Genomic DNA, 23,308 nt, shown 5'->3' on the forward strand with positions numbered 1-23,308 from the left:
GGGCATACGATACAAAAAGTTACTCGAGTATTTCAGTATCAACCTTAACGGTATGTGATTTCATAACCCAATGCTTTGTATCCCTTTTCACGTTTTGAAAACATTCGCTTCAGTGTTGGGAAGGTATCGAGGTAATCATAAACCTGAACTGAATTTTTGTTACTCCACTCTCGTCCTATTCGTCCGGCATATTGAGCTAATATACCCTTCCATGCTATCGGTAAGGTGATGAACAACGTATCCAAGTATGGTAAATCAAACCCTTCGCCAACATACTTACCCGTTGCAAGAATTACCTGTTTATCGTTACTTAGATCTACATTTTCTTCGAGCATAGCGATACGCTCTTGCCGCTGTTTAGCTGATATTCCACCATGCAACTCTACAACCATTAGCTCTTTCTTCGTTAGTAAAGCTGACAAAAGCTCGATGTGCTCTTTTCTTTCGGTTAACACCATTACAGCACGTTTATCATCAATACAACTGAGAATATCGTCGACGATCTTTTGGTTTCTGCAATCACTGTTTACTAGGTGCTTATAAATTTGTGAAATATGAGGCTTAGTATCAGGCTCTAGCCACTCCTTAGGAAACGTTGTATCTGTTTCATGTGCTATCACTTGCTGATTAAGCATTGAACCTGATTTAACGCCTTTATAAACAATATCTCCAAGTTGAAACATCATCAGCTTTTCTAAGCCATCTTGGCGTTTTGGTGTTGCAGTGAATCCATGAATGAATTTTGCGTGACTGGACTTGATCAAGCTTTCATAGTTTGATGCTGGTAAATGGTGGCATTCATCAACAATAATTTGCCCATATTTTTCAATGTATGGCTTTATATCCATGCCGTTTCGACTAACTAAACTTTGATATGTGGCTACATCAACCTGATACGACAGCTTTTCCTTACCACCAAGTAATGAACCAACTTCAGTATCTTTTAGAAAAACATTAATACGTTCTAACCACTGTTCAGCCAGTTGCCGACTGTGAACTAATATCAATGTGTTTACTTTACGTTTAGCAACCAATGCTAGTGCCGTGACAGTTTTACCAAAGCCAGTAGAAGCTTCCAGTATGCCAACCGATGATTCTAATAACGCATTAACCGCCTTATTCTGCTGACTTTTCAGCTTTCCAGTAAACTTAACTTTGGCAAGGTTGTCACCTGAAAACCGCTTATCATCGAAAATGATTTCAATTTTTTGTTCAGTTAATTGAGCTTCTACAGATGATAAACACCCTCTGGGTAAAATTAAAAATGTACCTTCAACATGAGCGGCGCAAATATATCTTGGAATGCCAATAGTAGATAAGCGAAGGCCTTGCCGTTTATAAAACTCAGAATTAGAAAATACTGCTAACTGTTTAAGTCTTGATGTTAATTTGCCGGGAAGTTTATCTATAGGAATATAAATCTGATCTGCAATAACTAAGGTTATTTCTTCTGGGCAATTGGCAATCACATCATTATCAATAGAAGAGAGTTTCTTCCAAGGTGTGTCTGCCAAGTCATTATTAGCTTTTTCATCAATTAACGTTATTTCATCCAGCAAGCTATCAAGTGTCGTACTATTAATTTTTTGAATTGAAGCGAGCTTAGCCCACTGGTCTTTATAAGCTATCCCTGAGGAATTTATGAATACACTATTGCCAAGTTTTCTTGGCTCTAGTTGAAGAGGTAATGCTATCAAGTTACCAAAGCCACCTTCTGGCATAACATCTTGATTCGGAAACAAACGATCAAAGCAAGTAAATGAGAGCGCAGGGTACATTTCCATCGCTTTCGTTAATAGCCCATTACCCAACTTTCTAGCTTTGGCTGCTTCAATAGCTTGCGAAAAGAAGATCCATACATGTCCACCATTGCCGCTTCTAGAGCGTTCGATAATGTGAGGTACTTTATAAAAATCACAGGCTTCAGAAAAAGCTTTAACGGAGTGAATCCAATCGTCTTTATCAAAATCAGCAGCAAGAATGTGGGTTGTATTATTCTCTAGAAGTGGGTAAATACCAATCGTTTGATTCCCTTTTAGGTGATCAAATATCGCTTGACCATCATAATGCTTGAATTGTTTATTTGAGCATTCTGTGCAACTAATCCGTGGTTTATTACAAACTTTAGGTTTCCATTCATTCCAACACGCTGGCGAATAACCACTTCGACCATTTTGCGATTCCCAACGAAACGGATAAACGTCATTTCGACCTTTAAAATAAGAAATGAATAAATCGACTTTAGCTTCAGGTGAAACGTGTTGGTTAAAGTGTTTGGCTAGCTCGACTTCTTGTTGTGCAAGAATACTATTACGTTCATTTAACAACGACTCTTTTTCTTCAGCGAGTCGCTGAAGCTGATTATCAATTTCTAAGAGTCTATCTGATAACGAACTGGACACATTTATAACTCAAAAGCAGTTTTAAGATTTTCAGCTCTTAATATTCGCATGATATCAACGTAGTCATTAGAAACGACATAGTAAATAGCATGTTTCCCATACACACTTCGTCTATATCCCTTGCGAATATGAGCAACAGCCTGATAATGCAACGGGTTTTCCGCTATGCTTTGAAACTGAATAATCAACCCATCAACGTATGATTTGGCCTGAGCTAACCCAAAGTTATCAATGCCATATTCAAAAAGCTGCTCGAAATCCTGATCGGCAGCAGAGCTTAATCTATACTTCGCCATTAGTTTGTTTTCGAGCAATCACTGCATTAACAATATCTTCAGGAGAACGAGAGCTAAAACCGCTTTGCTCTGCTTTGATCAGTTCTTGCCTTATAATTTCAACTTCGCTTGTACGCATTTGCTCTTTTCTGATCAAATCTCGTAATAACTCGCTGTCACTAGCATAGTCTCCAGTTGCAAGTTGAGCTTGCATCCATTGTTCTTGTTGATCAGTTACTGTGATACTTTTCTTTACCATTGCCATAATTTACCTCCAATGAAAGAAATCTCGTAAGGATATAATCCTACTTTATACTACCACAATAAAGTTTAGTTCAGAACTGGTAAGAATCAATTTGAGTTACACCATACAATTCATAGGTGGTAACAATATCGGTAAGTTGCTGGTCATGACCACGTTAAAATGGGCACTTATAAAGGGATTACAAGCTAGCCAACGGGGCCTCATAATCGGCAGGTCCCCTGTTCAAGTCAGGGTGGGGCCACCATTTCTTCTTTGAATTTCTTATCTGTATTAAAATTCTTCCCAAGAATATCTTACTCCTACGATAATATTCACTTGCGCTCACTTGCGCGCGCCGCCGCCCTACTATCTTAAACAGTCTTCTTGTCTCTATTGCTAACCTCTTTCAAATACACATCTACAGGCTACATTTACGTAAGCACACGTAAAACGTGTAAAAACACGTAAAAGCCCTTGCCTCATCATCCTCATAAAAGCTCAAATAATGTTTTATTTCATAGAGTTATGTAAGTTCAGATTTACACAAATGAAATAAAGATGAAATAAAAATAGCCAACAATTGCGCTACCTCAGGCAACAGTAATACGACATGCCCAAATAAGCATGCGTGGCTAGCTGAGCACTTAAACCAAACTTTACTTAGAACGGGAAATTCATGAACCATAAAACTCAGTTCAATCGCATCGCGATGGCTGTGGCTTTGTCTATTGGCGTTGCAACAACAGCCGTTGCAGCCACTGGTCAATCATCAGCTATGCGCGGCACCATACTAGGCCCTCAAGGTAATCCCGCAGCAGGCAGTTCAATTACTATTATTCATCAACCTTCAGGAACGGTAAAAGAGACCACCGTAAATGAAGAAGGCGCATTCTCAGCACGAGGTTTACGTGTTGGTGGCCCTTATATGATTATCGTAGAGTCACAAAAGTTCCAAAGCCGTGTTATCGAAGATGTATATTTAGAACTGAATGACACATTCGAACTTGATGCTGCCCTTGAAACGACTTCTGATATAGAGCGTGTGACGGTAACCGGTAGCCGCGACTTTTTCTCAAACAACGGTTCAAATTCAGTATTTGGTGAATCGGCTATTGAGAACATGCCTACCTTTAACCGAGATATAAAAGATATTGTTCGTTCAAACCCGTTAGCGGTGGTAAGTGCCGATGGTGAAGAATTAAGTATTGCCGGCTCTAACCCGAAATATAATACTTTCACCGTTGATGGCGTAGGCGTTAACGACACCTTCGGCCTACAAAGTAACGGTTACCCTACGTCACGCCCCCCAGTGTCTTTAGATGCTATTGGCCAAGTGTCTGTTGAGTTTACGCCCTTTACCGCCCGCGCAGGTAAATTTGGCGGTGGTAACGTGAACGTGGTGACCAAATCTGGTACCAATGAATTTCACGGTACGGCATTCTATGAAGAAGTGCCTTTCTCTGGCACCGCAAAAGACACCAAACTTTACAACACGGAATATGACGTCGATAACGATGAATCGTCCTACGGTTTCACTCTTGGTGGTCCACTAATAAAAGACAAACTTTTCTTCTTTGGCTCCTATGAAAAATGGGAAGAAGAAATCGATACCGGCTTTAACTCTTCAGCCTACCCTACAGAGCTCGTAAGCGCGGCAGAAGACGTGATTACTGCCCTTAGCGATACCTACGGCCTTGAAGATTCAATAGCGGGCGCGCCTGATGCAGACGAAGATGAAAAATACCTCATTAAATTAGACTGGAACATTAACAACGACCACCGCGCCGATTTCACCTACAGCTATCAAGAAAACACAGCGGCACAAAACTACAACGAAGATTCAGATACTATTTTATTAACTTCGAATACCTGGACCCTTGCGCAAAAAAATACTTACTACACTGCCCATGTCTATTCTGACTGGACAAATAACCTTCAAACAGAAGTTAGCCTTTCTTACAAAGAGTTTGAACAAGCCTCTGTCACGGCTTCTGATTGGGGTGAAATAAACGTTGATACCGCAGCGGGCACAGAGAGTGGCTATACCGTAGTAGCAGGCGTAGATGAGAACCGCCATGCAAACGTGCTAGAAAACGAAGTGTGGAACTTTGCATTGCATGCTACTTACTTAGCTGGCGATATCGAATATAAGTTTGGTACTGAAATAGAAAACACGTGGAACTACAACCTATATGGTCGTGATTCTTTAGGCACTTGGTATTTTGACGATACTGAGGCATTCGCTAATCAGGAAATCTCTTATTTCGAATATGCCAACGCGTATACAAATGATGTTCAAGACCTTGCCTATGACGTTGAAAGTACGGTTTACTCACTTTACGGTGATGCTACTTATGAAGTGTTTGACGACTTTACGGTAACCGCAGGCCTTCGCTACGAGTACCTTACCGTTGAAGACTCACCACAATTAAATAGCAACTTCGCTAGCACCTATGGCTTTGCGAATACTGAAAATCTAGATGGCTTCGATATTTTCCTTCCACGCGTAAGCTTTAATTGGGATATCAACGACGACTTAACTCTACGTGGTGGTGCTGGCCGCTTCTACGGTGGTATGCCACTGGTTTGGATATCTAACGCTTACACCACCGATGGTGTAACCAACGACTCAGTAACCTTTTCTAGCCTTGACACAAGCTCGGTAGACTTCACATCAGTTCCTACAGAAGCCCAAAGTGCGTTAATGCAAGGTGCAGGAAGCACGAACTCAATCGATCCAGATTTTGAACTGCCCTCTGATTGGCGCTATCAAATTGCGGCCGACTACACGTTCGACATCCCTACCCTTGGCGACAACTTCGCGTGGACAACTGAGTTAACCTACGTTGACCGCGAAAATGCGGCTTATTGGGAAGACTTATCGCGTATCGATAATGGTAACAGTACCCCAGATGGCCGTATTATCTGGGACAATGTTTACGACGGCACTGAATATGAAGACAACTATGATATTCAATTAACCAACTCGGATGACGGTGGCCGTAGCATTCTGTTTACCACTGCGTTAGCTAAACAATGGGATAACGGCATAAGCCTAAATACATCCTATACCCACCAGGATATTACCGAGGTTAACCCAGGTACAAGCTCAACGGCAGAATCTAACTATCAATATGAAGTAACGGTCAATCGTAACGACCCTACCGTGGGCACCGCTTACTATGAAACCAAACACCGTTTTTTAGTGAACCTTGGTTACACTCATGAGTATTTTGAGGGTTATAGCACTAACTTCAACTTATTCTTTGAACGTCGCTCTGGTCAGCCTTTCTCTTGGGTACTAGGTTCATATCAAAGCGGCGGTTTGGGCGATCAAACTGCGTTTGATGATTCAGATGTGTATCTTCCTTATATTCCATCAGGCGCCAACGATGCTGCCGTAGATTTCGACAATGGCCTTAGCTACGACGAAATTATGGCGATTGCTGAGCAAGCAGGTGTCGCTGGAAGCGCTGGCGGATATGTTGGAAAGTACTCGTCAACTCAACCTTGGATCACCACAGTAGATTTAGCTATTTCGCAAGAAATTCCAGGGTTTGTTGAAGGCCACAAAGGTCGTATTTATTTGAATATCGATAACTTTGCGAACCTGTTAAACAGTGACTGGGGTAAAGTGTATGAAATGACTTATCCTCAGCAAATACTGTTTGATTACGACATCAACGATGCGGGCCAATATGTTTATTCTGAGGCATACGGCGGCACAGACACCAGCAACTATGACTCGTTTGATGAAGAGCAATCTACATGGCGAATTAAGGTAGGCGTGAAGTATACCTTCTAATTTTTAAATAAATATATTCATCAGGACAAAGCCAGCTGCATTTAGCTGGCTTTTTTATTTCAGTATTAATGACGCATTTAATATGCTGAGTTTAGCGTCAAAAAAAGTTGGCAAGCTATTTGTAAGTTCAGAGGCAGGTATTGAATAAAAGAGTGCCTAATACGCACTGAACAACGAGATTTTGACACTATGCGCCTACCAACCAAACAACTTATCAGTAAAATTGAAACACTATCTAATGATTTGTCACAAGACCAGCTATCCAACTTTCTTGATATCATTAACGCGATGACTGCACTCGTTGAAGAAGCTAGCGAGTTGAGCAGTAATGACAACACGCCAAAATCAGTTAATACCACTGCCTACAGCTCAATCATGCATTAACTATGTAGTCCCATGTGAAATGAAATAGCGCACTATGTATTTTAAAAATAGTGAAATAGGTTTACCCTTCTAGGCATAACAATTAAGAGTATCCAACTGTTCTCACTATGCGCTTTATTGCCCTTTCGGCCGTTTTTTTTCTTAGCTCACTTATTTCAGGATTAGTAAGTGGAAACGTTATTAACACATCATCAATAACGCTTCATACTGACGACCACAATTTAACGAACAGAATTAATCAACCACATGCCCCCTTTTCCGCAAGTGTGGATACGGCGCAATTATTGGTTGATGCCTTAGGCTACGATAAGCCTATTTTAGAAGTCTCACTCAAACGTTCATTCCAACAGATAGAGAATGGCGAATCGGTTTGTGTTATCAACAAGATAAAATCAGCCGAGCGAGAAAAGAAGTACACAATTTCTTTGCCGCTTAACTTTTTTCAAACCCAACGGTTATATCAGCTTTCCTCACTGCCGCCTTTGGCTCCAGCGCTACTAAACGAGAATGGCGAAATAGTCAGCATTCATAAAGTACTAGACGCGTTTAAAGCCTCTGCCATTGTGCTGCCAGAAACCTATTCTTACGGTGAGCGGGTAGATGATGACTTACGTAAAATAGACGACAAACAAATTATAACCTTAAGCAACCCTGCATTTTTCTCGCGTTTTACGAAAATTATTGCTGCTGGCAAAGCTGATTTCGCCCTTATATTCCCCGCGTCTTTGTATCAATCATTCGGCAAAACTAAGCCTATTGAAATGAGAAGTTACGCTATTGGGAACAACCCAAAGTTCGTTTCTGGGCACGTTATCTGCGGTAAAACACCTGAAGCGCTTGCCTTTATTGAGAAAGTAAACGAGGCGATAAAAAGCATTTACGCCAACCCCATTTTTATCGAAGCACACACGAAATACCTTCCTGCAAAGGCGAAAAAGATAGTCGAACAAGAAATACGGCAACAGGTAGCTAACATCCTGTAGGTTTTTTCCTATCACACCGATTCATTCTTTCAATTTTCGCCACAGAAAAGTTGTCCTTATACTTGTTTAAATCAACTCAACAGATTTAATAATCAGGTCAACGAAATGAATTCCTCAGCTGCGCCCACGTCCTTTCCTCTTTATGCCACCAAGCGCCCTAAACTTGCGCTTATCGCTGAAGGTGGTGGGCAGCGAGGGATCTTTACAGCTGGCGTATTAGATGCCTGGCTTGAAGCAGGTTACGACCCTTTTGACATGTTCATTGGCACGTCTGCGGGCTCACAAAACTTAACCAGTTTTTTAGCCCGTCAAAAGGGTTATGCGAAACGTTTAATTCGTGGCTTGTCTCGGCATAAGCGATTCTTCCAATTAGGCCGTGGTTTAATGGGAAAGCATATTGTCGATTTAGATTGGTATTTTGAGAAAACGAAAGAAGCGAACCGCATTTTAGATTTCAAGGCCGCGAAAGAAAGCTTAGGCAATAGAGAGTTATTAATTACCGCTACAAATTCTCGCGATCGTAAGCCTTATTTTTTAAGCCCCAAAGGCAGTGGTAATCAATGGCGTGAACTATTGAAAGCCTCTAGCGCTCTACCTTTTTTATACAAACAAGGCGTAAAGCTTACTACTGAATACAACGCGGTTTCGGTTAGCGAGAACAAAACGAATTCGCTTCCTCAAGCACAACCTGAATCAGATTATTATTTAGATGGCGGCTTAGGAGCCCCCTTGCCTGTCCGTGAAGCTTACGAACGGGGTGCCAGAAAAATCGTGGTTATTCGTACTGGCGATGTGAATTTTCAAGCTCAATCAGCATGGCTTCACAAATTAAAATCACTGGTGTGCGCAACGGGACATTGCCCAAAAACAATTAACTACCTGGTTCAGCATGAACAAGCGTACCAGCAAGAGTTAGCCTTTATTGCTAATCCACCAGCGGATGTGGAAATTATTCAAATTTTTGCAGGCACTAAATTACACAGTAAATTACTAGGCAGTGCGGATAGCGATCTTCGCCACGACTATAAAGTGGGTGTTGAAGCAGGGCGAGATTATTTATTTGAACATGGCGAACTGAATTTACCGATTGGCGATACATCTTTCGATACGAGTAATGATGATTTGACCCGCGACATAATACCTAATTCGGCACATATACAGCACAGCGCTACACAGTTCGAAAAACAGCGCTTGTCAGCATAACCGGCTTGTTGTGTGAAATTAAGTGAAAATATCGTGAAAGGTATTAATGCCATATAAGGCTCTAAGTAGACTTAAAGCATACAGAGCTCTGAGTAATTGCCTAATACAAAGTAAAAAGCGTTTACCTTTCGGTAAACGCTTTTGATCGTACTAGGTTAGTGACTTATTAGATGAGGTTCGTTGCAATAGCGCCTGCTACTGTTGCAGATGCAAGTGAAATTAACGCACTTGCAAATAACCACCACGCTGCCGATGCTGCAGTTGCTCTTACCGCTTCCGTTTCACGCAATGCCATGTCCTTCATTTGTGTTACACGGCTATCGATTTCATCTTTCATCGATTCCAACTTAGTAATCAGCTCTTCGCGTGCCTCATTGTACTTAGCAATATACTCGTCAATGTCTTCATTCGATAAGCGGTCATTGTTGGTCAACAATGCGCGAAGCGATCTCTCATCCATCTTCTTCATTCTGCTAAGTGCGATTTCTGGCGCATCAGTTGGATTGTCCAGCATATCCATGAAGTCAGATTTCAAATTGCGATACGCAAGTTCAGGTCTATCTAAGCTATCAAACCACTTTTGAATACGCTGCTCTAACTGGCTACGCTTAGCAGGAAGATTATCAACCTGTTCTTCGTATGAATCTTCATTACTTTGAAATTTAGCCACTACTTTGTCGTAAGTACTTAGTAGCTTTTCAGTTTTTGATGAGTCCATTTTAGGGTGGCTTTCAATAAGCGCTTTTAATGTATTTCTATCTAATTTAGATGCTCTGTTTGAAATGATGCGCTGCGCATTTTTGGGGTTATCAAAAATAGCATTCATATCTTCCTGAAGTTTCTCAGGGGTAATTTCTTCTTGATCAGATTCATCTAAATATGATGAAAACTTAGCGCGATATTGGCGCCCTTTTTCTTCATCACCCGGTGAAAGTTTATCAAACGCTTCGGTTGCTCTATCTTGATTAGAACTGTTATTACTAATAGCACCTTTAATATCATCGTATGTTGAAGCAACTTTTTTCTTTTGGTCTTCATCCAAAGAAGGTCTATTACTAGCAATATCTAAAATGAGCTTACGAAGCGTATTAGAGTCATTCATCTCTAACTTTTCTTCCACTTCAATTTCATTAATCAGCTTTTCCATTTCTTTGCGTAAGTCTTTAGCTGAGAATTGAGATTGTGTTGCTCTGTCTATGTATTGCTTTACCTTTTTATCAAAATCTGACGTATTAAATTCACTTCTTACCTCTTCGTGAATAGCTTTCACGGTTTCCTTAGCGAAGCTTTGCGCCTTAGCTTGGTCGCTTTTCGCAAATCCACTGATAACGGTATCACTGGCTCCGGCTATACCTTTACGAAGAAAACTTAAAAGGTTTCAACACACTGCAGTGGTTAGTTTGATATCTACAACAACTGCCGTTATAAAAAATAGCGCCCATACCACTACGCCTAGAATTGCGCCATTTAGTACTGTACTTACTAAGCTTAATTCAATAGCAAGGTAAGTGGCGATGAAAAGCGAAATCGACATAGTTACGATAGTAAAAATACCTAACGCTGCTGAAAGCTTTTGGCCTGCCTTTTTCGTTGAATAAGACGAGTCGCTAGCGCTACTGCTATCGCTGGTGTCCTGAACATCGCCTATCGCACTAATACCTGAAGCGATGGCTAAATTGCTTAGTAGAAACTGGATCCCCACCGCAATAACAACGCCAGCAATAACGCTTACAAAAAAGTGACCAGAAAGTGATGTAGGAGAGCTTGCAACGATAGTTTGAGCTGTCGCTAACCCAGGTAACACTGAGAGTACAGAGGTGAGAAGTAACAAACAGATTTTGCGCATGGTGAATCCTTATTCCAATGAGAGAAGATCTAGTGAAAGAAAATGCAATGTTGTCCTTTCATTAGTCAGCAAATTCAATACCAGAGCGGCTAAGAGCCTTAAAACTTCCCTAAACTAGTCTGTAAGCTATTGTCTAACGCCTTTGTATTGGCGTTTTAACGATAGAAGGTGAAAGTGAGCAAGCTGGAAAAAATATGACCGAGTATGAATTAAAGATGGCCTTTATGACAGGGTGAGATCGTGAATATTTATTGACCAGTTGGCGGAAACTAAACGATCAGTTTGACGATCCGGTTTAGTCGTGATCTTATACTCTCTTTTTGGGGAGTAAAACCATGTATATCGAAGCCTTCACCACCCACTTTGGGGAATTATCTGACACGCGTCAATCAGCAAAAGTGACCTATCCACTTGAGGATATTTTGTTTATCACCTTGTGTGGTGTCGTCGCTGGAGCCGAAGGGTGGAGCGATATCCGGGACTATGCCGACGGTCATATTGGCTGGTTCCAACAACATGGTTACTTGCGCGATGGCGTCCCCGTTGATGACACTATTGCCCGTACCATTTCGCGTATCGACCCAGAGCAGTTTAGAGTTTGCTTTATCAACTGGATGCAGGCTGTACATGAAAGCACCGAAGGACAATTGATTGCGATTGACGGTAAAACGCTGCGAAGCTCCTACCAGCGCGGTGACCGCCAATCAACGATACACATGGTCAACGCGTTTGCCTGCACCAATAAAGTCGTTTTAGGTCAGGTTAAAACCTCAGAGAAGTCGAACGAAATTACAGCGATCCCTGAGCTTATTCAGTTACTTGATGTTCAGGACACCTTGGTATCAATTGATGCTATGGGCTGCCAGACCAGCATCGCAGAGCAAATAGTCGAGCAAGGTGGTGATTACCTGTTCACACTCAAAAGCAATCAGGGCAAGCTCTGTAAAGCAGTCGAGGATGCGTTTACTGAGACACGGGAAGCACCACTTGGTGGCTTAACCTTCGAGCAAAAGCGGGGTCGCATAGAAGCCCGGACATACCATGTGTTAAGTGCTGATGACGTGAGCAAAGCGTTCCCGCAATGGCCTGAGTTAAAGACGCTTGGCATGAGCATGAGCTTCCGCCAACAACAAGGCAAAGCACCTGAACTGACATATCGCTACCATATCAGCTCCGCACCATTAAGTGAGAAGCAACTAGCCGAAGCAGTACGTTCTCACTGGGCTGTAGAGAACAGCTTGCATTGGGTACTGGATGTCAGCATGGGTGAAGACGACTGCCAGATACACCAGAATCACGGTGCCGAAAACTGGTCGATGCTACGCCATTTAGCGCTAAACATGTTGCGGGCAGAGTCATCAAAAGGCAGCATACCCGCCAAGCAAAAACGGGCTTGGATGAAAGCCAGCTATCTGGAAGCTGTGCTAACTGCGGGTTTTAGTGGCATGATTAATTAGTGAGCACTCATGCGGTTGCCCTGGCCTTTATGAAAAGTTTACATTTCTTTACTGTAATAATTCCGCAAATTTAAACCAATATAGCTAGCTTATATAAATCACCCTATTCCGCTTCTTTTTTTGACAACATCACGGCCACTCTAAATATCTTTTATACAAACCAATAAGAACCAAAAATCGCATTTTAAATAAAATAATAATTAGCGTGATTATATTTCAACTCGCTGCAAATAATTTACAAATTAAATATAATAAAAGTTAAGAATAAAAATAAACTTCAACGCCATTAAAAAGTCAAAAACACCTTATTTAAAAAGTTACATATTTACAAAAGCTTTGTAAAAAAATAACTTAACTCTGATTTTAAGATAAGAAAAGAGCCAAGTAATTGGTGTTGCATTTCACTAGGTATGCTAGTTGCTACTGCTAGGTTGCTTTATCAAATTTGTCATAACGATGTAGACAAGATTTTAAAGGTAGTTAAATTTAACATCAGAAGGAACAATCTAATGAACAATCGAAATAGACAGTCAATTTTTTCAAAGCCTACTGTAATCGCCAGTGTTATTGCGTTAACCCTAGGTAGTAGCGCCTTCTCCGTGTCTGCTCAGGAATATAATGAGGCTACAAATTCCGAAATAGAGGTTGTGAAGGGTAAGACTGATGTTGAAGTTACACAACCAGCGCCATCTGTAGACGTAAAACAAAAGGATCCAGAAGTTGATGTTGCCGTTGGTCAAGCGAAGGTCGATGTAGAATATCAAGATCCTGAAATTAGAATTCAACAGCAACAGCCTGAAGTTGAAGTCGTTCAGGCAGAGCCGCAAATTAATGTAGAAACAGCGGAACCTCAGGTGACCGTAAACCAAGCTGAGCCAGAAATAATCATCGAAAAAAGTGAGCCTGATATCAATATCGTTAGACGGGATGAAAATGGTGATATTCGAAGAGATAGCGACGCCGCATATGTGAAGCATTTAACCGTTCAAGAGCTAGAAGACAAAGATGTGATGGCACCTAACGGTGAAGAACTTGCTTCCATTGACCAAGTCGTTAAAAGCAATCGAAGTGATGAACTTGCACTTGTAATAGAAAGTGGCGGTGTAATGGGCGTAGGTTCTCGCAAAAGTGTGTTGCCATTAAGTGAAGTATCTTTGGAGAATGATGAAATTGTATGGAGTTCTGAAAAGAAGGTAGAACAGTTGCCTGAATATTCAGACAGCCAGTTTGTTTCTATTCAGCAAAAGGGCCAAACCATTGAAGACTTTTTAAGCGGTGAATAATTTAGCAGCTTATTTGACGACAATTTTTTACAGCTTAAGAGGATATATATCATGAAATTCAATAAATTAAACACTGCACTAGCACTTACGGCACTAACTACGTCACCGGCTATTTTTGCTCAAGAGATGGCTTCTGTTGAAAAGCAAAAGACAAACTATGATGCCGTAATCGAACAGTACGATGTGAACAAAAACGGCGAATTAGACAGAGATGAGCTACAAGCTTATATGTCAGACAGCCAACCTCAAGCTACTGAGCGAAAGGGCGATAAGGTTTCTGTGGTTCAGAAACCTGCAATAGTTACCATCAATCAAAAACCGGCTCAAATTACGGTGACACAACCTAAACCTGAGGTATCGATTACCACAAACGATCCTGATATCTCTATTCAACAGCCAGAACCGGAAGTTACGGTTTCGCAGGCAAAGCCTAAAGTAAATGTGAAAACAGGTAAACCAGCGGTTGATGTTAGACAGGATGACCCCGAAGTAGCGGTAAAACAACCTGAACCCACGGTTGATGTTGAACGTGAAGACATTTATGTGGATGTTGACGACAACTAATACAAAGTGAGTCCACATGCGTTTTAGTTTGAGTTTATTTTTGGCTAAAATACATTCTTAGCATTCTTAGCGTTAGGGGTAAGTCATATTACCCCCTTTTCGCTAAGACATACGCCGTAGCAATTTTTCTAAATATTCGCAGCACCGACAATACACGCAACCTACTCCCAAAAGATTATAAGGGCACGAGCCATTGATATCTCTGTTGCGTCCCGCTTTAATTGCTTATTGATTCACTACAAATTTGTGAAGATACGGCCAATAGCTCAAAATTTCCTCGACACAGCGGCCGTAATTCCTTATAGTGCGCGCCCAAAGCTTACTCGTACAAAACGCATTTTTTTGCGTTAACTACCAAGCTATCTTTTCTTCTGATTTACCCGCTGGATACCTGTTTTGATTACCACCGCCAATATCACCATGCAGTTTGGTTCTGCACCCTTGTTTGAAAATATCTCTGCCAAATTTGGTAACGGCAACCGCTATGGCCTTATCGGCGCGAACGGTTGCGGCAAGTCTACCTTCATGAAAATTTTGAGCGGTAAGTTAACGCCAAGTGCCGGTAACGTGTCTATGGCGCCGGGTACCAAATTAGGTATCTTAAGTCAGGATCAATTCGCGTTTGAAGAATTCAGCGTGGTTGATGCCGTGATCATGGGCGACCGTGAGTTGTGGGAAGTCAAAAAAGAGCGTGACGAAATATACAGCAAGCTAGATATGAGTGAAGAAGACGGTATGCGCGTTGCCGACTTAGAAACCCAATTTGCTGAAATGGATGGCTACACCGCAGAAGCCCGCGCTGGCGACATCTTGAACGCAGCAGGTATTGAAGAACACTACCATTTTGGTTTAATGAAAGAAGTGGCGCCAGGTAAAAAAGTACGTGTTTTATTGGCACAAGCTTTGTTTGCCGACCCAGACATTTTGCTTCTCGACGAACCTACCAACAACTTGGATATTTACACCATTACGTGGTTAGCCGATGAGCTAAATAAACGTAAATCCACCATGCTAATTATCTCGCATGACCGCCACTTCTTAAACTCAGTATGTACTCACATGGCTGATATCGATTACGGTGAATTACGCGTTTATCCAGGCAACTATGATGCGTTCATTGAAGCGTCAATGTTGGTTCAAGAGCAGTTACTTAACGAGAACGCAAAGAAATCTGCTGAAATTGAAGAACTTCAAGGCTTCGTAGCGCGTTTCTCTGCTAACGCCTCTAAAGCGAAGCAGGCTACCTCTCGTGCTAAGCGCTTGGAAAAAATTGAGCTAGCTGAAGTTAAAGCTTCTAGCCGCCGCAAGCCCTATATTGTGTTTGAACAACACAAGAAACTGCACCGCTTAGCCATTACGCTAGAAGATGTAGGTCATGGCTACCCTGATCTTCCGTTATTTAACAACGCTAACTTATTGTTAGAAGCAGGCTCTCGCCTTGCTATCATTGGTGAAAACGGCGCGGGTAAAACCACCCTCTTAAAATGTTTAGTTGATGAATTATCACCTGAGCACGGTACGATAAAATGGGCTGAAAATGCCGCTATTGGTTATATTCCACAAGATAGCACCAAAGACTTCGATTGCGATTTAAGCTTGTTTGATTGGATGAGCCAGTGGCGCTTGCCTAAGCATGACGACTTGCAAGTTCGTGGCATGTTAGGCCGCCTATTGTTTAGTTCAGACGACTTTAACAAGAAAGTAGCTGTGTGTTCTGGTGGTGAGAAGAACCGCTTGTTATTCGGTAAGCTGATGCTACAAGACATCAACGTATTGGTGATGGACGAACCTACTAACCACTTAGATATGGAATCTATTGAAGCGCTGAACAATGGCCTTTATAAATTCGACGGCACGGTTATATTTGTAAGCCACGACCGCGAGTTTGTGTCATCACTGGCCACCCAGATTATTGAAATTAAAGATAACAAGCTTAACCACTTTGAAGGTAACTACGAAGAATTCTTGGCGCATAGCGAAGGCAAGTAGCCTTTAAAGTAGTCAATGTTATTGCTAAAGCCCAGCATGGTAAATTACCTTGCTGGGCTTTTTTAGTATGGGGGGCTTTTTAATATGGGAGGCTTTAAATACTATAATACCAACACCTTTTTTACCGTTTTTCTAACAATAAAATTCCATGCGAAAAAACGGGCAATACTTGCTATACCGGCGTCTTTTGTAAATGCAAAAAAGCGTGCTTTAACTCGCTTGTACGCCAGCTCTCTATTTTCGTATTTCACATCAGCCATAGACGCATGATTTAAACGCGATGAATCCAAAAACTGCTGAATACTGTGATAATCACGTTTTTCAATGTTCAGTGGTAATTGCTTTTGAATTACTCCTTCATCGCGCTGCTTATCTAAAATACCATTAATGGTCAGCATGGCATTTAACCTTCCCCGTTCGTAATCATATTGGCGAAAGCGTTCATCAAAAAAGCCTAAAAATGCGCCTAGCAACTCACCACTAAGCTCGTCTTTTTTGGCGGTAATAGTATAGATGGTTTTTAAATTGGTTGGGCCCAACTCCGCGGCATGTTCTAGCACCGCGATTGTGTCTATCCATAGTTTAAAGTGGCTTGGTGGAAGTGGTTTTTCTGCAACATCAACACGATATTGAGTAGCGAGCCGGGCAATATCGGCGGCATATTCAAGCGTATTTCCGCCATATACCACGGCGATCATTGAATCTATAATGGCTTGCTCAGCGAACACCTCATCGCTGGTAGCGCTGTACAATTTTTCACGTAAGATGTCGGCTTGATGATCTAGCCTAAGCACCTTTTCGTTGCCTTGCTCTTGCAGTAGCCACTCTTGAAACCCGCTTTGAAGGTACACGCTATTGAGCATTTGCTTGGCACTTTGTGCAAAGGATGCTGTGGTTGCATCAAATTCTGGATTGGCAGCACTCTCCCTAGGGTTGGGTGAAATGTAAAAGTAAAAGCGGTTTTCATAATCGGTATAGTTTGTATCATTTTGTTCAGCCAATGATACAGCCATACCTAAAGGGTAATTATTAAACGCCCCACCATCCATAAAGCTAAAGGTACTGTCTTCAAATTTTACAGCGCCTCGACCGCTGTAATCGCCATGTAGCCAACTTCGGGAGAGTGACACCGGCGAGAACGCTACTGGGAAGGCACCACATCCTCGTGCCGCGGAACTAATCTCGTTCCAAATAGCCTGGTTATCGGTTGTGTTGTCCAGCGTAGCGGTATACCGGTCTTGATGGCGCGTTTGGGTGAACTTTCCTTGCCCCAAGGTTTCCGTTAAATAAGCAAACGTATCTACTTCATAATCGACGCCATTGAGGTTAGACATGGCCAGCCCTAACCTGATAGAGGTAGCGCTGGCAATGTGGGGCGTTTGAACTAGCGGTGTTTCTGCTTGTGCTGGTGGAGAGTTAGGTACTGATGATTCTACGTACCGGCTATTAATCAGCTTATCAGCAATGGTTTTTACAAAGCCATTCGAGAGCAGTGAGTTTTTGGCATTGTCGCCGGGTAAAGGCGTTAATAACCCGTTTATATCAACCGACTTCACCCATGCTTCGTAACCCACATTGGTATTTTCGCCCGATAAGGCGTCGCCATCATATAAGAGTTTCTGCGCTATCATTGCGGCGGTCATGCCACCAGCACTAGCGCCAGTAAGCACATCTATTTCAATTTTTGGGTTGGCAGGGTTTTCGTTATGTTCTTTTAGCGCTTTAATAATTTCATAAAGCGTACCCGCTTCATAAGAGCCCAAAGAAACGGCGCCTGATATGGCAATTGCAACGCGGTAGGTCATGTTACGCTCCAGAAAATTCAATATTTTTGAATCACCGAGAAGGCAGTCTCAGAACGCTGATCCACAGCACTTTAGGGTAATATACGCTTGAAGCTTGGGTTATTGAAGCCTTCCTTTTACCCAAATATTGGCTAACTTTATATTATCATCCACTAATAACACATTAGCATACTGCCCTGCTGCGAGACTGCCTAGTTTATGCTGCATTCCCATGAAGGTTGCAGGCGTACTACTTGCCATTGCGCTTGCTTGGGTTAAGCTTACGCCTAAATCATGACAAGTATTTGCCACAGCCCCATGCATATCTAAGCATGAACCGGCCAATGTGCCATCAGGGGTGGTGAGTTTACTGCCACTGCGCTTAATTTCTGTCTTGAAAAAAGCCAGCGTGTCTAGGTTGCTCCCCACATGCGCCATGGCATCGGTCACCAACATTATCTTTTCTTTACCTTTAACCTTTATGGCCAACTCAGCACTTTTAGGGTGTACGTGATGGTGATCCACAATTAACCCACAATACGCACTATCAAACAACAATGCTGCGCCCACAGCACCTGGCGCCCGAGAGGTAAACGCTGACATTGCATTATACAAATGGGTGAAACCACTCGCCCCAGCGTTAAGTGCATCGCTTACTTGTTCAAAGCTAGCATTGGTGTGCCCTAATGCAACCACTACCCCTTCTGCCACCATTTCTTTAATAAAACTGGGGCTCACACTTTCAGGGGCCACCGTTAACAGTACCTTGCCAATATCCTTTCTGCACAAGGTCGCCAGCTCACTATCATGTGGCGTACGAATAAAGCTTTCTTCATGCACGCCTTTTTTCGCAGTACTTAAAAAAGGCCCCTCATAATGAATACCTTCAATATTTGGATGATTATTGGCAATGGCTTCACTTACCGCATCGGCGGCGTTAGCCATAGTGGTCACATTATCGGTAATGAGTGTAGGCAACATACTGGTAGTGCCGAACTGCAAATGCGCATTCGCCATGGTTTTTAGTGCATCGTACGTGGGCGTATGATTAAACAGTATCCCCCCGCCACCATTTACCTGTGTGTCTATATACCCAGGAATAAGCGTACCTGCGTACTTTTCTGCAAGCTCTTCCTTTGTGGCATCTTGAATGCGTTGGATCACGCCCTGTTCTATACATAGGGTTTTATTAAACTGAATGCCTGCGGGTGTCAGTACTTTGTCTGAGGTAATTGTTTGCATTAAGCCAGTGCTACCTGTTGTTTTGCGTATTGAATAACCGCTGCTTGAGGTGACGATTTGGGTTCAATAAGCCTAGTTTGAAGATCAGCACTTAATAACGGCTGATACACATGACTTAGCCCACCGACTAAGCAAAGGGGCAAATCCTGATTATTGGTGAATGTTTTTTCACTAGGTGCCTTGCAGGTAAGTGTTTGACCAACATCGTTGAGGTAGCTAGCCCCTTGTTGAATAAGTGCCCCGGCTGCGGCGCAACCTTTTTTATAGGCTGCCACCACACTGGGGGCCAATGCACCAAACTCTCTTCCTTTAAACCCCGCCACTTTTGTGACCAACTGTTGTGGGTTTGATACGGCTAAATTATCGCAAATAGATGCAAACAAGAGACTATGAGGAATAAGTTCATCAAACACCAACAAGCTGTGTTTAACCGCCTCAAGGCCTAACCAACCGCCACTAGCATTGTCGCTAATTGGAAGCCCGTAACCGCCCTTGTCTTTAAAATTGTGCGAATTAGTACTGGTGCCAGTGCCAGTAAAAACTGTAGCCGCCGATCCAGTGCCGCAAATAATTAATGCACCGGCATAGCCGTTATGAGCGCCAAGGCAGGCGGCATGTAAATCACTGATGACGGTTACGCTTTTGAAGGGGTGGTGTAAACTTAAAAACTGATTTAATGCGCTGGGAATATTTGCACCAGCAAGCCCTGCGGCAAGGTGTATTTGATTGAGCTTGATTGCTGGGTTGGTAGGTTTATTTGTCGCGCTACTGGGCTTATCTATTGCGCTAATGGGCTTATCTACTTCGCTAATTGACTTATCTACTGCGCTAATGGGCTTTATTGCGCTAATCGCTTTTTCACTAGCATCGATAATTGACTGCATTGCGGCAGCAGCATTGGTCATAATATTGGCAGAACCAGCGTCGGCGTAGCTTAATACGTTACCGTGCTCATCCTCTAACTGCACTCTGCAGTGAGTACCGCCGCCATCCACACCAATATAATAACTCTGCTCTACCATTTACTCTTAATTTCCATTTTTGTGCTGTCATCAGTGGTACTAGGGTGTACTGATTGAAGCCATTTGCATGGCGAATATTCTGCGCCGCATTTAACTTGTTGAAGCTTCATTTAACGGTATTTTATCATAGCTTTACTCTCAACCAACAAAAAGCAAAAGCCATCCATTTTCATCACTTAGTAGCGTTTATTCACTACTAGGTATGACTCAAATATCCATATGATTGTCACAATTGACCGCCACACTGTATTGATACCTAAAATCAGCTTCAACAAGGAACCTATCCGGTGTTACTTTCCCATAGTAAACAGTTTCTCTTTGTACACATTGCTAAAACTGGTGGTACAAGTATTCGTGAGGCGCTGTCACAGTACCGCTGGGGACACCGCTATGCCGTAGCACAGTTTATCAGTAATAAAATGAGTCAGTTTTGTGGGCATAAGATTGGTAGCCGCTTTCCCCGGCATTCTCGCATTATTGCGGCAAAAGAAATGCTCCCCGAAGAATACTTTAATGGGTTGTACAAGTTTTCGGTGGTGAGAAACCCCTGGGACTTGCAGGTAAGCTTCTATCATCACATTAAACGCGAACGACCTCAGGTGATGGAAGGTCATGATACCTTCGAGCGCTTTATGCGATGGAAATTCAACCCTGAGCGTCCATATCAATACCACATAGACACATCACTGCAATTGCAAAGCGATTACCTTGTGGATTTACATGGAAATTTGCTGACTGATTTTATTGGTCACTACGAAAATTTACAGGAAGATTTTGATGCTATCTGTTCGCACTTGTCTATTCCCCCGTCAACACTTCCCCATAAACGTAAAGCGACAGATAGAGGCAGCTATCAAGCGTATTACACGGACGAACTGAAGCGCTTAGTGGATAACCACTTCGCAAAAGACATTCAATTGTTGGGTTACCGCTTTTGATGTTAGCGAAAATGCTTAAAGATGTATAAGCCCAATGTGAAACACCATTGTATTACTTGACTAAGCCAGTTCAATAAACCAGTTCAATAGGCCGGTTCAATTAGCAAGAGCTCATTAAGCCAGTATCATTGAGTCAGCGCCCTATTTATATTGGATGGTATTAGATGGGTTGTGATACTTCAGTGTGGCGCGCTTTCTTTTGTTCATACATCAGGATGTCCGCCTCTTGGAGCAAGGCATCTAAGTTCTTGCACGACGTATCAGTTACCACTGCGCCTACACTCGCCGTAACGGGAATTTGAGCATTAGGCGTTTGAATAGTTAAGTTGCTTAAGCGCGCTTTAATTCGCCCCACCAACCGTTCAGATTGACTACGGCTGTGGCAATAACTTAGCACCACAAACTCATCACCGCCTAACCTACCTACCACATCTTGTTCTCGACATTGACGTTTAAGAATTTTCGCCAAGATACGCAGTACATCATCGCCTGAACGATGCCCAAAAGAGTCATTAATTCGCTTGAAGTTATCTACATCGATAAACATTAAAGTGATGTAACCGCCTTGACGATTGAAGTCATCTAAGAGTACTTTTGCGGCCCCCTCCCAACCGTCACGGTTGAGAATATGACAAAGCGGATCGGTAGCGGCACGCTTAAATGCTGCCATCCTGTCATTATCAAGCTTCTTCACTTTTTGCGCTGCAGCAAACGCAAAAATTAACGCCTCTATTGTCACCGCGATAATAAGCCCGTAGCGCTGAAGGAACGGGCTGAAGTCTTTCAAATAGAACCTGGCTAGCATGGCAAGTATAATTGTCGAGACACCCAGCAGTACTAATTTTGCGCAGTGTACTTTATGATACGCCGCATAAAGTATTGCTAATAAAATACCGACCATGATAACCAAGGTTAGTTTCGACATGACCTTGTTTATCATCATGCTTACATCACTACTTAACACTAACTGAACGCTCACCAAAACTAATATGATTAGCGATAAATAGTGCAGTGCGCTTCTTTGCCACTTTTTTAGCAACGCCTTAAAATCGAGCAATTGATCTAAAAATCGCAAAGAAGCAAAGATGGTCAGCCCGGCAAAAAGCACGCTTAACTGTACGCTATTTAGAAACGGCACATTGGGCAATAATGTGTAAAATATCCCTTCCTGCAACAAGAAAAAGGTGGCTGCACTTGCCACGTATAAACTGTAAGAATAGAACCCAAAACTTCGCATGCTATTGCCTAATACCCCAACATAAATAGCCAGCGCAAAGCAGAAGCCAGCAAATGCACTCAGTGTTAAGGTATGAATAGTATTAAATGCGTAGAACTCAGGTACTGAGGATAGACTCGGGTACAGTGCCCTACCGTACTGGGCTTCTATATCTAAGTAGTAAGACGCTGCGCCAGTGGGAAGCATATAGGCATGCCGCGCGCTAGGTAGCTCGATTGGTAGCGTTAAAGTAGGTGCTGCTGAGCTCTGGGTTTCGAAGGCGCCTGTTATAGAAACATCAGCCTCTAACCGATACAGCATGGCTTTATTTACGAAGTTGCGGGGAAAATGGAAAATATGCGGTTGCGCTAAATCACAATGTAGCGTTAAACGCTGCTCGCCTTTCACCATGGGAATAGGTGTACCCACTTTGCTGTTTAATGGTGAGGTAATGACACACGAGGCGTACACACACTCACACACTAAAACACACAAAGCAGCAATCAGTAATTTTACTGACCATCTTGCATTCAGGTCGCACATGGAAGGTTACTCGCCCCCAACAATCTGTACTGATGCAAGATCCAATTTGCGTGGAATTACCTTATGAACTTCACCCTGACTAAACAATATGCGCCGTTGAAATTACAACACAGATTAGTCGGCATCAC

The 23,308-nt window shown here is 42.5% G+C and carries 18 protein-coding genes; 9 read left to right on the top strand and 9 right to left on the bottom strand.

Annotated elements, in window-relative coordinates:
* Positions 1-44: 44 nt before the first annotated feature.
* The 3 genes from AMBT_RS13945 to AMBT_RS13955 are packed head-to-tail and all read right to left on the bottom strand — an operon-like array spanning position 45 to position 2,942.
* Positions 45-2,402, bottom strand: a complete 2,358-nt coding sequence (locus AMBT_RS13945) for a TOTE conflict system archaeo-eukaryotic primase domain-containing protein (protein WP_013785276.1) — start codon at positions 2,400-2,402, stop codon at positions 45-47.
* A gap of 2 nt (positions 2,403-2,404) precedes the next feature.
* Entirely contained in the window at positions 2,405-2,698 is a 294-nt protein-coding gene (locus AMBT_RS13950; protein WP_013785277.1) for a type II toxin-antitoxin system RelE/ParE family toxin, read from the bottom strand.
* A complete protein-coding gene (locus AMBT_RS13955; protein ID WP_013785278.1) occupies positions 2,685-2,942 on the bottom strand; it encodes a ribbon-helix-helix domain-containing protein in 258 nt (85 codons plus the stop codon). The genes AMBT_RS13950 and AMBT_RS13955 overlap by 14 nt, the downstream gene beginning before the upstream one ends.
* Before the next feature lie 655 nt (positions 2,943-3,597).
* Here AMBT_RS13955 and AMBT_RS13960 point away from each other — a divergent pair.
* The 4 genes from AMBT_RS13960 (at position 3,598) to AMBT_RS13975 (ending at position 9,296) form a co-directional block, all read left to right on the top strand.
* Positions 3,598-6,726, top strand: coding sequence for a TonB-dependent receptor (locus tag AMBT_RS13960; RefSeq protein ID WP_013785279.1), 3,129 nt, complete (start codon positions 3,598-3,600; stop codon positions 6,724-6,726).
* Between the two features lie 189 nt (positions 6,727-6,915).
* Positions 6,916-7,110 carry a hypothetical protein gene (locus AMBT_RS13965; protein WP_013785280.1) on the top strand — a complete coding sequence of 65 codons (195 nt, stop codon included), beginning with the start codon at positions 6,916-6,918 and terminating at the stop codon, positions 7,108-7,110.
* 107 nt (positions 7,111-7,217) lie between these two features.
* The gene (locus tag AMBT_RS13970; RefSeq protein ID WP_013785281.1) at positions 7,218-8,093 is read left to right on the top strand and encodes a transporter substrate-binding domain-containing protein; all 876 of its coding nucleotides are present in this window, start codon (positions 7,218-7,220) and stop codon (positions 8,091-8,093) included.
* A 105-nt stretch (positions 8,094-8,198) separates the two neighbouring features.
* Complete coding sequence (locus AMBT_RS13975) at positions 8,199-9,296, top strand: patatin-like phospholipase family protein (RefSeq protein ID WP_013785282.1); 1,098 nt, start codon at positions 8,199-8,201, stop codon at positions 9,294-9,296.
* Between the two features lie 166 nt (positions 9,297-9,462).
* Here AMBT_RS13975 and AMBT_RS13980 read toward each other — a convergent pair whose 3' ends face one another.
* Together AMBT_RS13980 and AMBT_RS13985 are read right to left on the bottom strand one after the other, a co-directional pair.
* The gene (locus AMBT_RS13980) at positions 9,463-10,566 is read right to left on the bottom strand and encodes a hypothetical protein (RefSeq protein WP_041452579.1); all 1,104 of its coding nucleotides are present in this window, start codon (positions 10,564-10,566) and stop codon (positions 9,463-9,465) included.
* A 108-nt stretch (positions 10,567-10,674) separates the two neighbouring features.
* Complete coding sequence (locus tag AMBT_RS13985) at positions 10,675-11,142, bottom strand: hypothetical protein (RefSeq protein ID WP_041452580.1); 468 nt, start codon at positions 11,140-11,142, stop codon at positions 10,675-10,677.
* 335 nt (positions 11,143-11,477) lie between these two features.
* Between AMBT_RS13985 and AMBT_RS13990 the strand changes: the two genes are divergently transcribed.
* From AMBT_RS13990 to AMBT_RS14005, 4 genes are all read left to right on the top strand, one after another.
* Positions 11,478-12,599, top strand: a complete 1,122-nt coding sequence (locus AMBT_RS13990) for an ISAs1 family transposase (protein ID WP_013782999.1) — start codon at positions 11,478-11,480, stop codon at positions 12,597-12,599.
* 509 nt (positions 12,600-13,108) lie between these two features.
* On the top strand, positions 13,109-13,882 hold the full coding sequence (locus tag AMBT_RS13995; RefSeq protein WP_013785283.1) for a PRC-barrel domain-containing protein: 774 nt from the start codon (positions 13,109-13,111) through the stop codon (positions 13,880-13,882).
* 51 nt (positions 13,883-13,933) lie between these two features.
* Positions 13,934-14,446 carry a hypothetical protein gene (locus tag AMBT_RS14000; RefSeq protein ID WP_013785284.1) on the top strand — a complete coding sequence of 171 codons (513 nt, stop codon included), beginning with the start codon at positions 13,934-13,936 and terminating at the stop codon, positions 14,444-14,446.
* 396 nt (positions 14,447-14,842) lie between these two features.
* Complete coding sequence (locus AMBT_RS14005; RefSeq protein WP_013785285.1) at positions 14,843-16,435, top strand: ABC-F family ATPase; 1,593 nt, start codon at positions 14,843-14,845, stop codon at positions 16,433-16,435.
* Positions 16,436-16,536: 101 nt separating this feature from the next.
* Here the strand turns inward: AMBT_RS14005 and AMBT_RS14010 are convergent, their stop codons facing one another.
* From AMBT_RS14010 to AMBT_RS14020, 3 genes are all read right to left on the bottom strand, one after another.
* Positions 16,537-18,240, bottom strand: a complete 1,704-nt coding sequence (locus AMBT_RS14010; RefSeq protein WP_013785286.1) for a patatin-like phospholipase family protein — start codon at positions 18,238-18,240, stop codon at positions 16,537-16,539.
* A 99-nt stretch (positions 18,241-18,339) separates the two neighbouring features.
* Positions 18,340-19,461: an N-acetylglucosamine-6-phosphate deacetylase gene (nagA, locus tag AMBT_RS14015; protein ID WP_013785287.1), complete on the bottom strand. Its 1,122-nt coding sequence runs from the start codon at positions 19,459-19,461 to the stop codon at positions 18,340-18,342.
* Positions 19,461-20,483 (bottom strand): glucosamine kinase nucleotide-binding domain-containing protein, encoded by a 1,023-nt coding sequence (locus tag AMBT_RS14020; RefSeq protein WP_013785288.1) that lies wholly within the window; start codon positions 20,481-20,483, stop codon positions 19,461-19,463. Before AMBT_RS14020 ends, nagA begins: the two co-directional genes overlap by 1 nt.
* A gap of 287 nt (positions 20,484-20,770) precedes the next feature.
* On the opposite strand from AMBT_RS14020, the gene AMBT_RS14025 reads away from it, so the two are divergent.
* Positions 20,771-21,421 carry a sulfotransferase family 2 domain-containing protein gene (locus AMBT_RS14025; RefSeq protein WP_013785289.1) on the top strand — a complete coding sequence of 217 codons (651 nt, stop codon included), beginning with the start codon at positions 20,771-20,773 and terminating at the stop codon, positions 21,419-21,421.
* Positions 21,422-21,581: 160 nt separating this feature from the next.
* Here AMBT_RS14025 and AMBT_RS14030 read toward each other — a convergent pair whose 3' ends face one another.
* Positions 21,582-23,180 carry a sensor domain-containing diguanylate cyclase gene (locus AMBT_RS14030; protein WP_013785290.1) on the bottom strand — a complete coding sequence of 533 codons (1,599 nt, stop codon included), beginning with the start codon at positions 23,178-23,180 and terminating at the stop codon, positions 21,582-21,584.
* Positions 23,181-23,308 lie beyond the last annotated feature (128 nt).

This window comes from Alteromonas naphthalenivorans (assembly GCF_000213655.1).
Lineage (GTDB): Bacteria > Pseudomonadota > Gammaproteobacteria > Enterobacterales > Alteromonadaceae > Alteromonas > Alteromonas naphthalenivorans.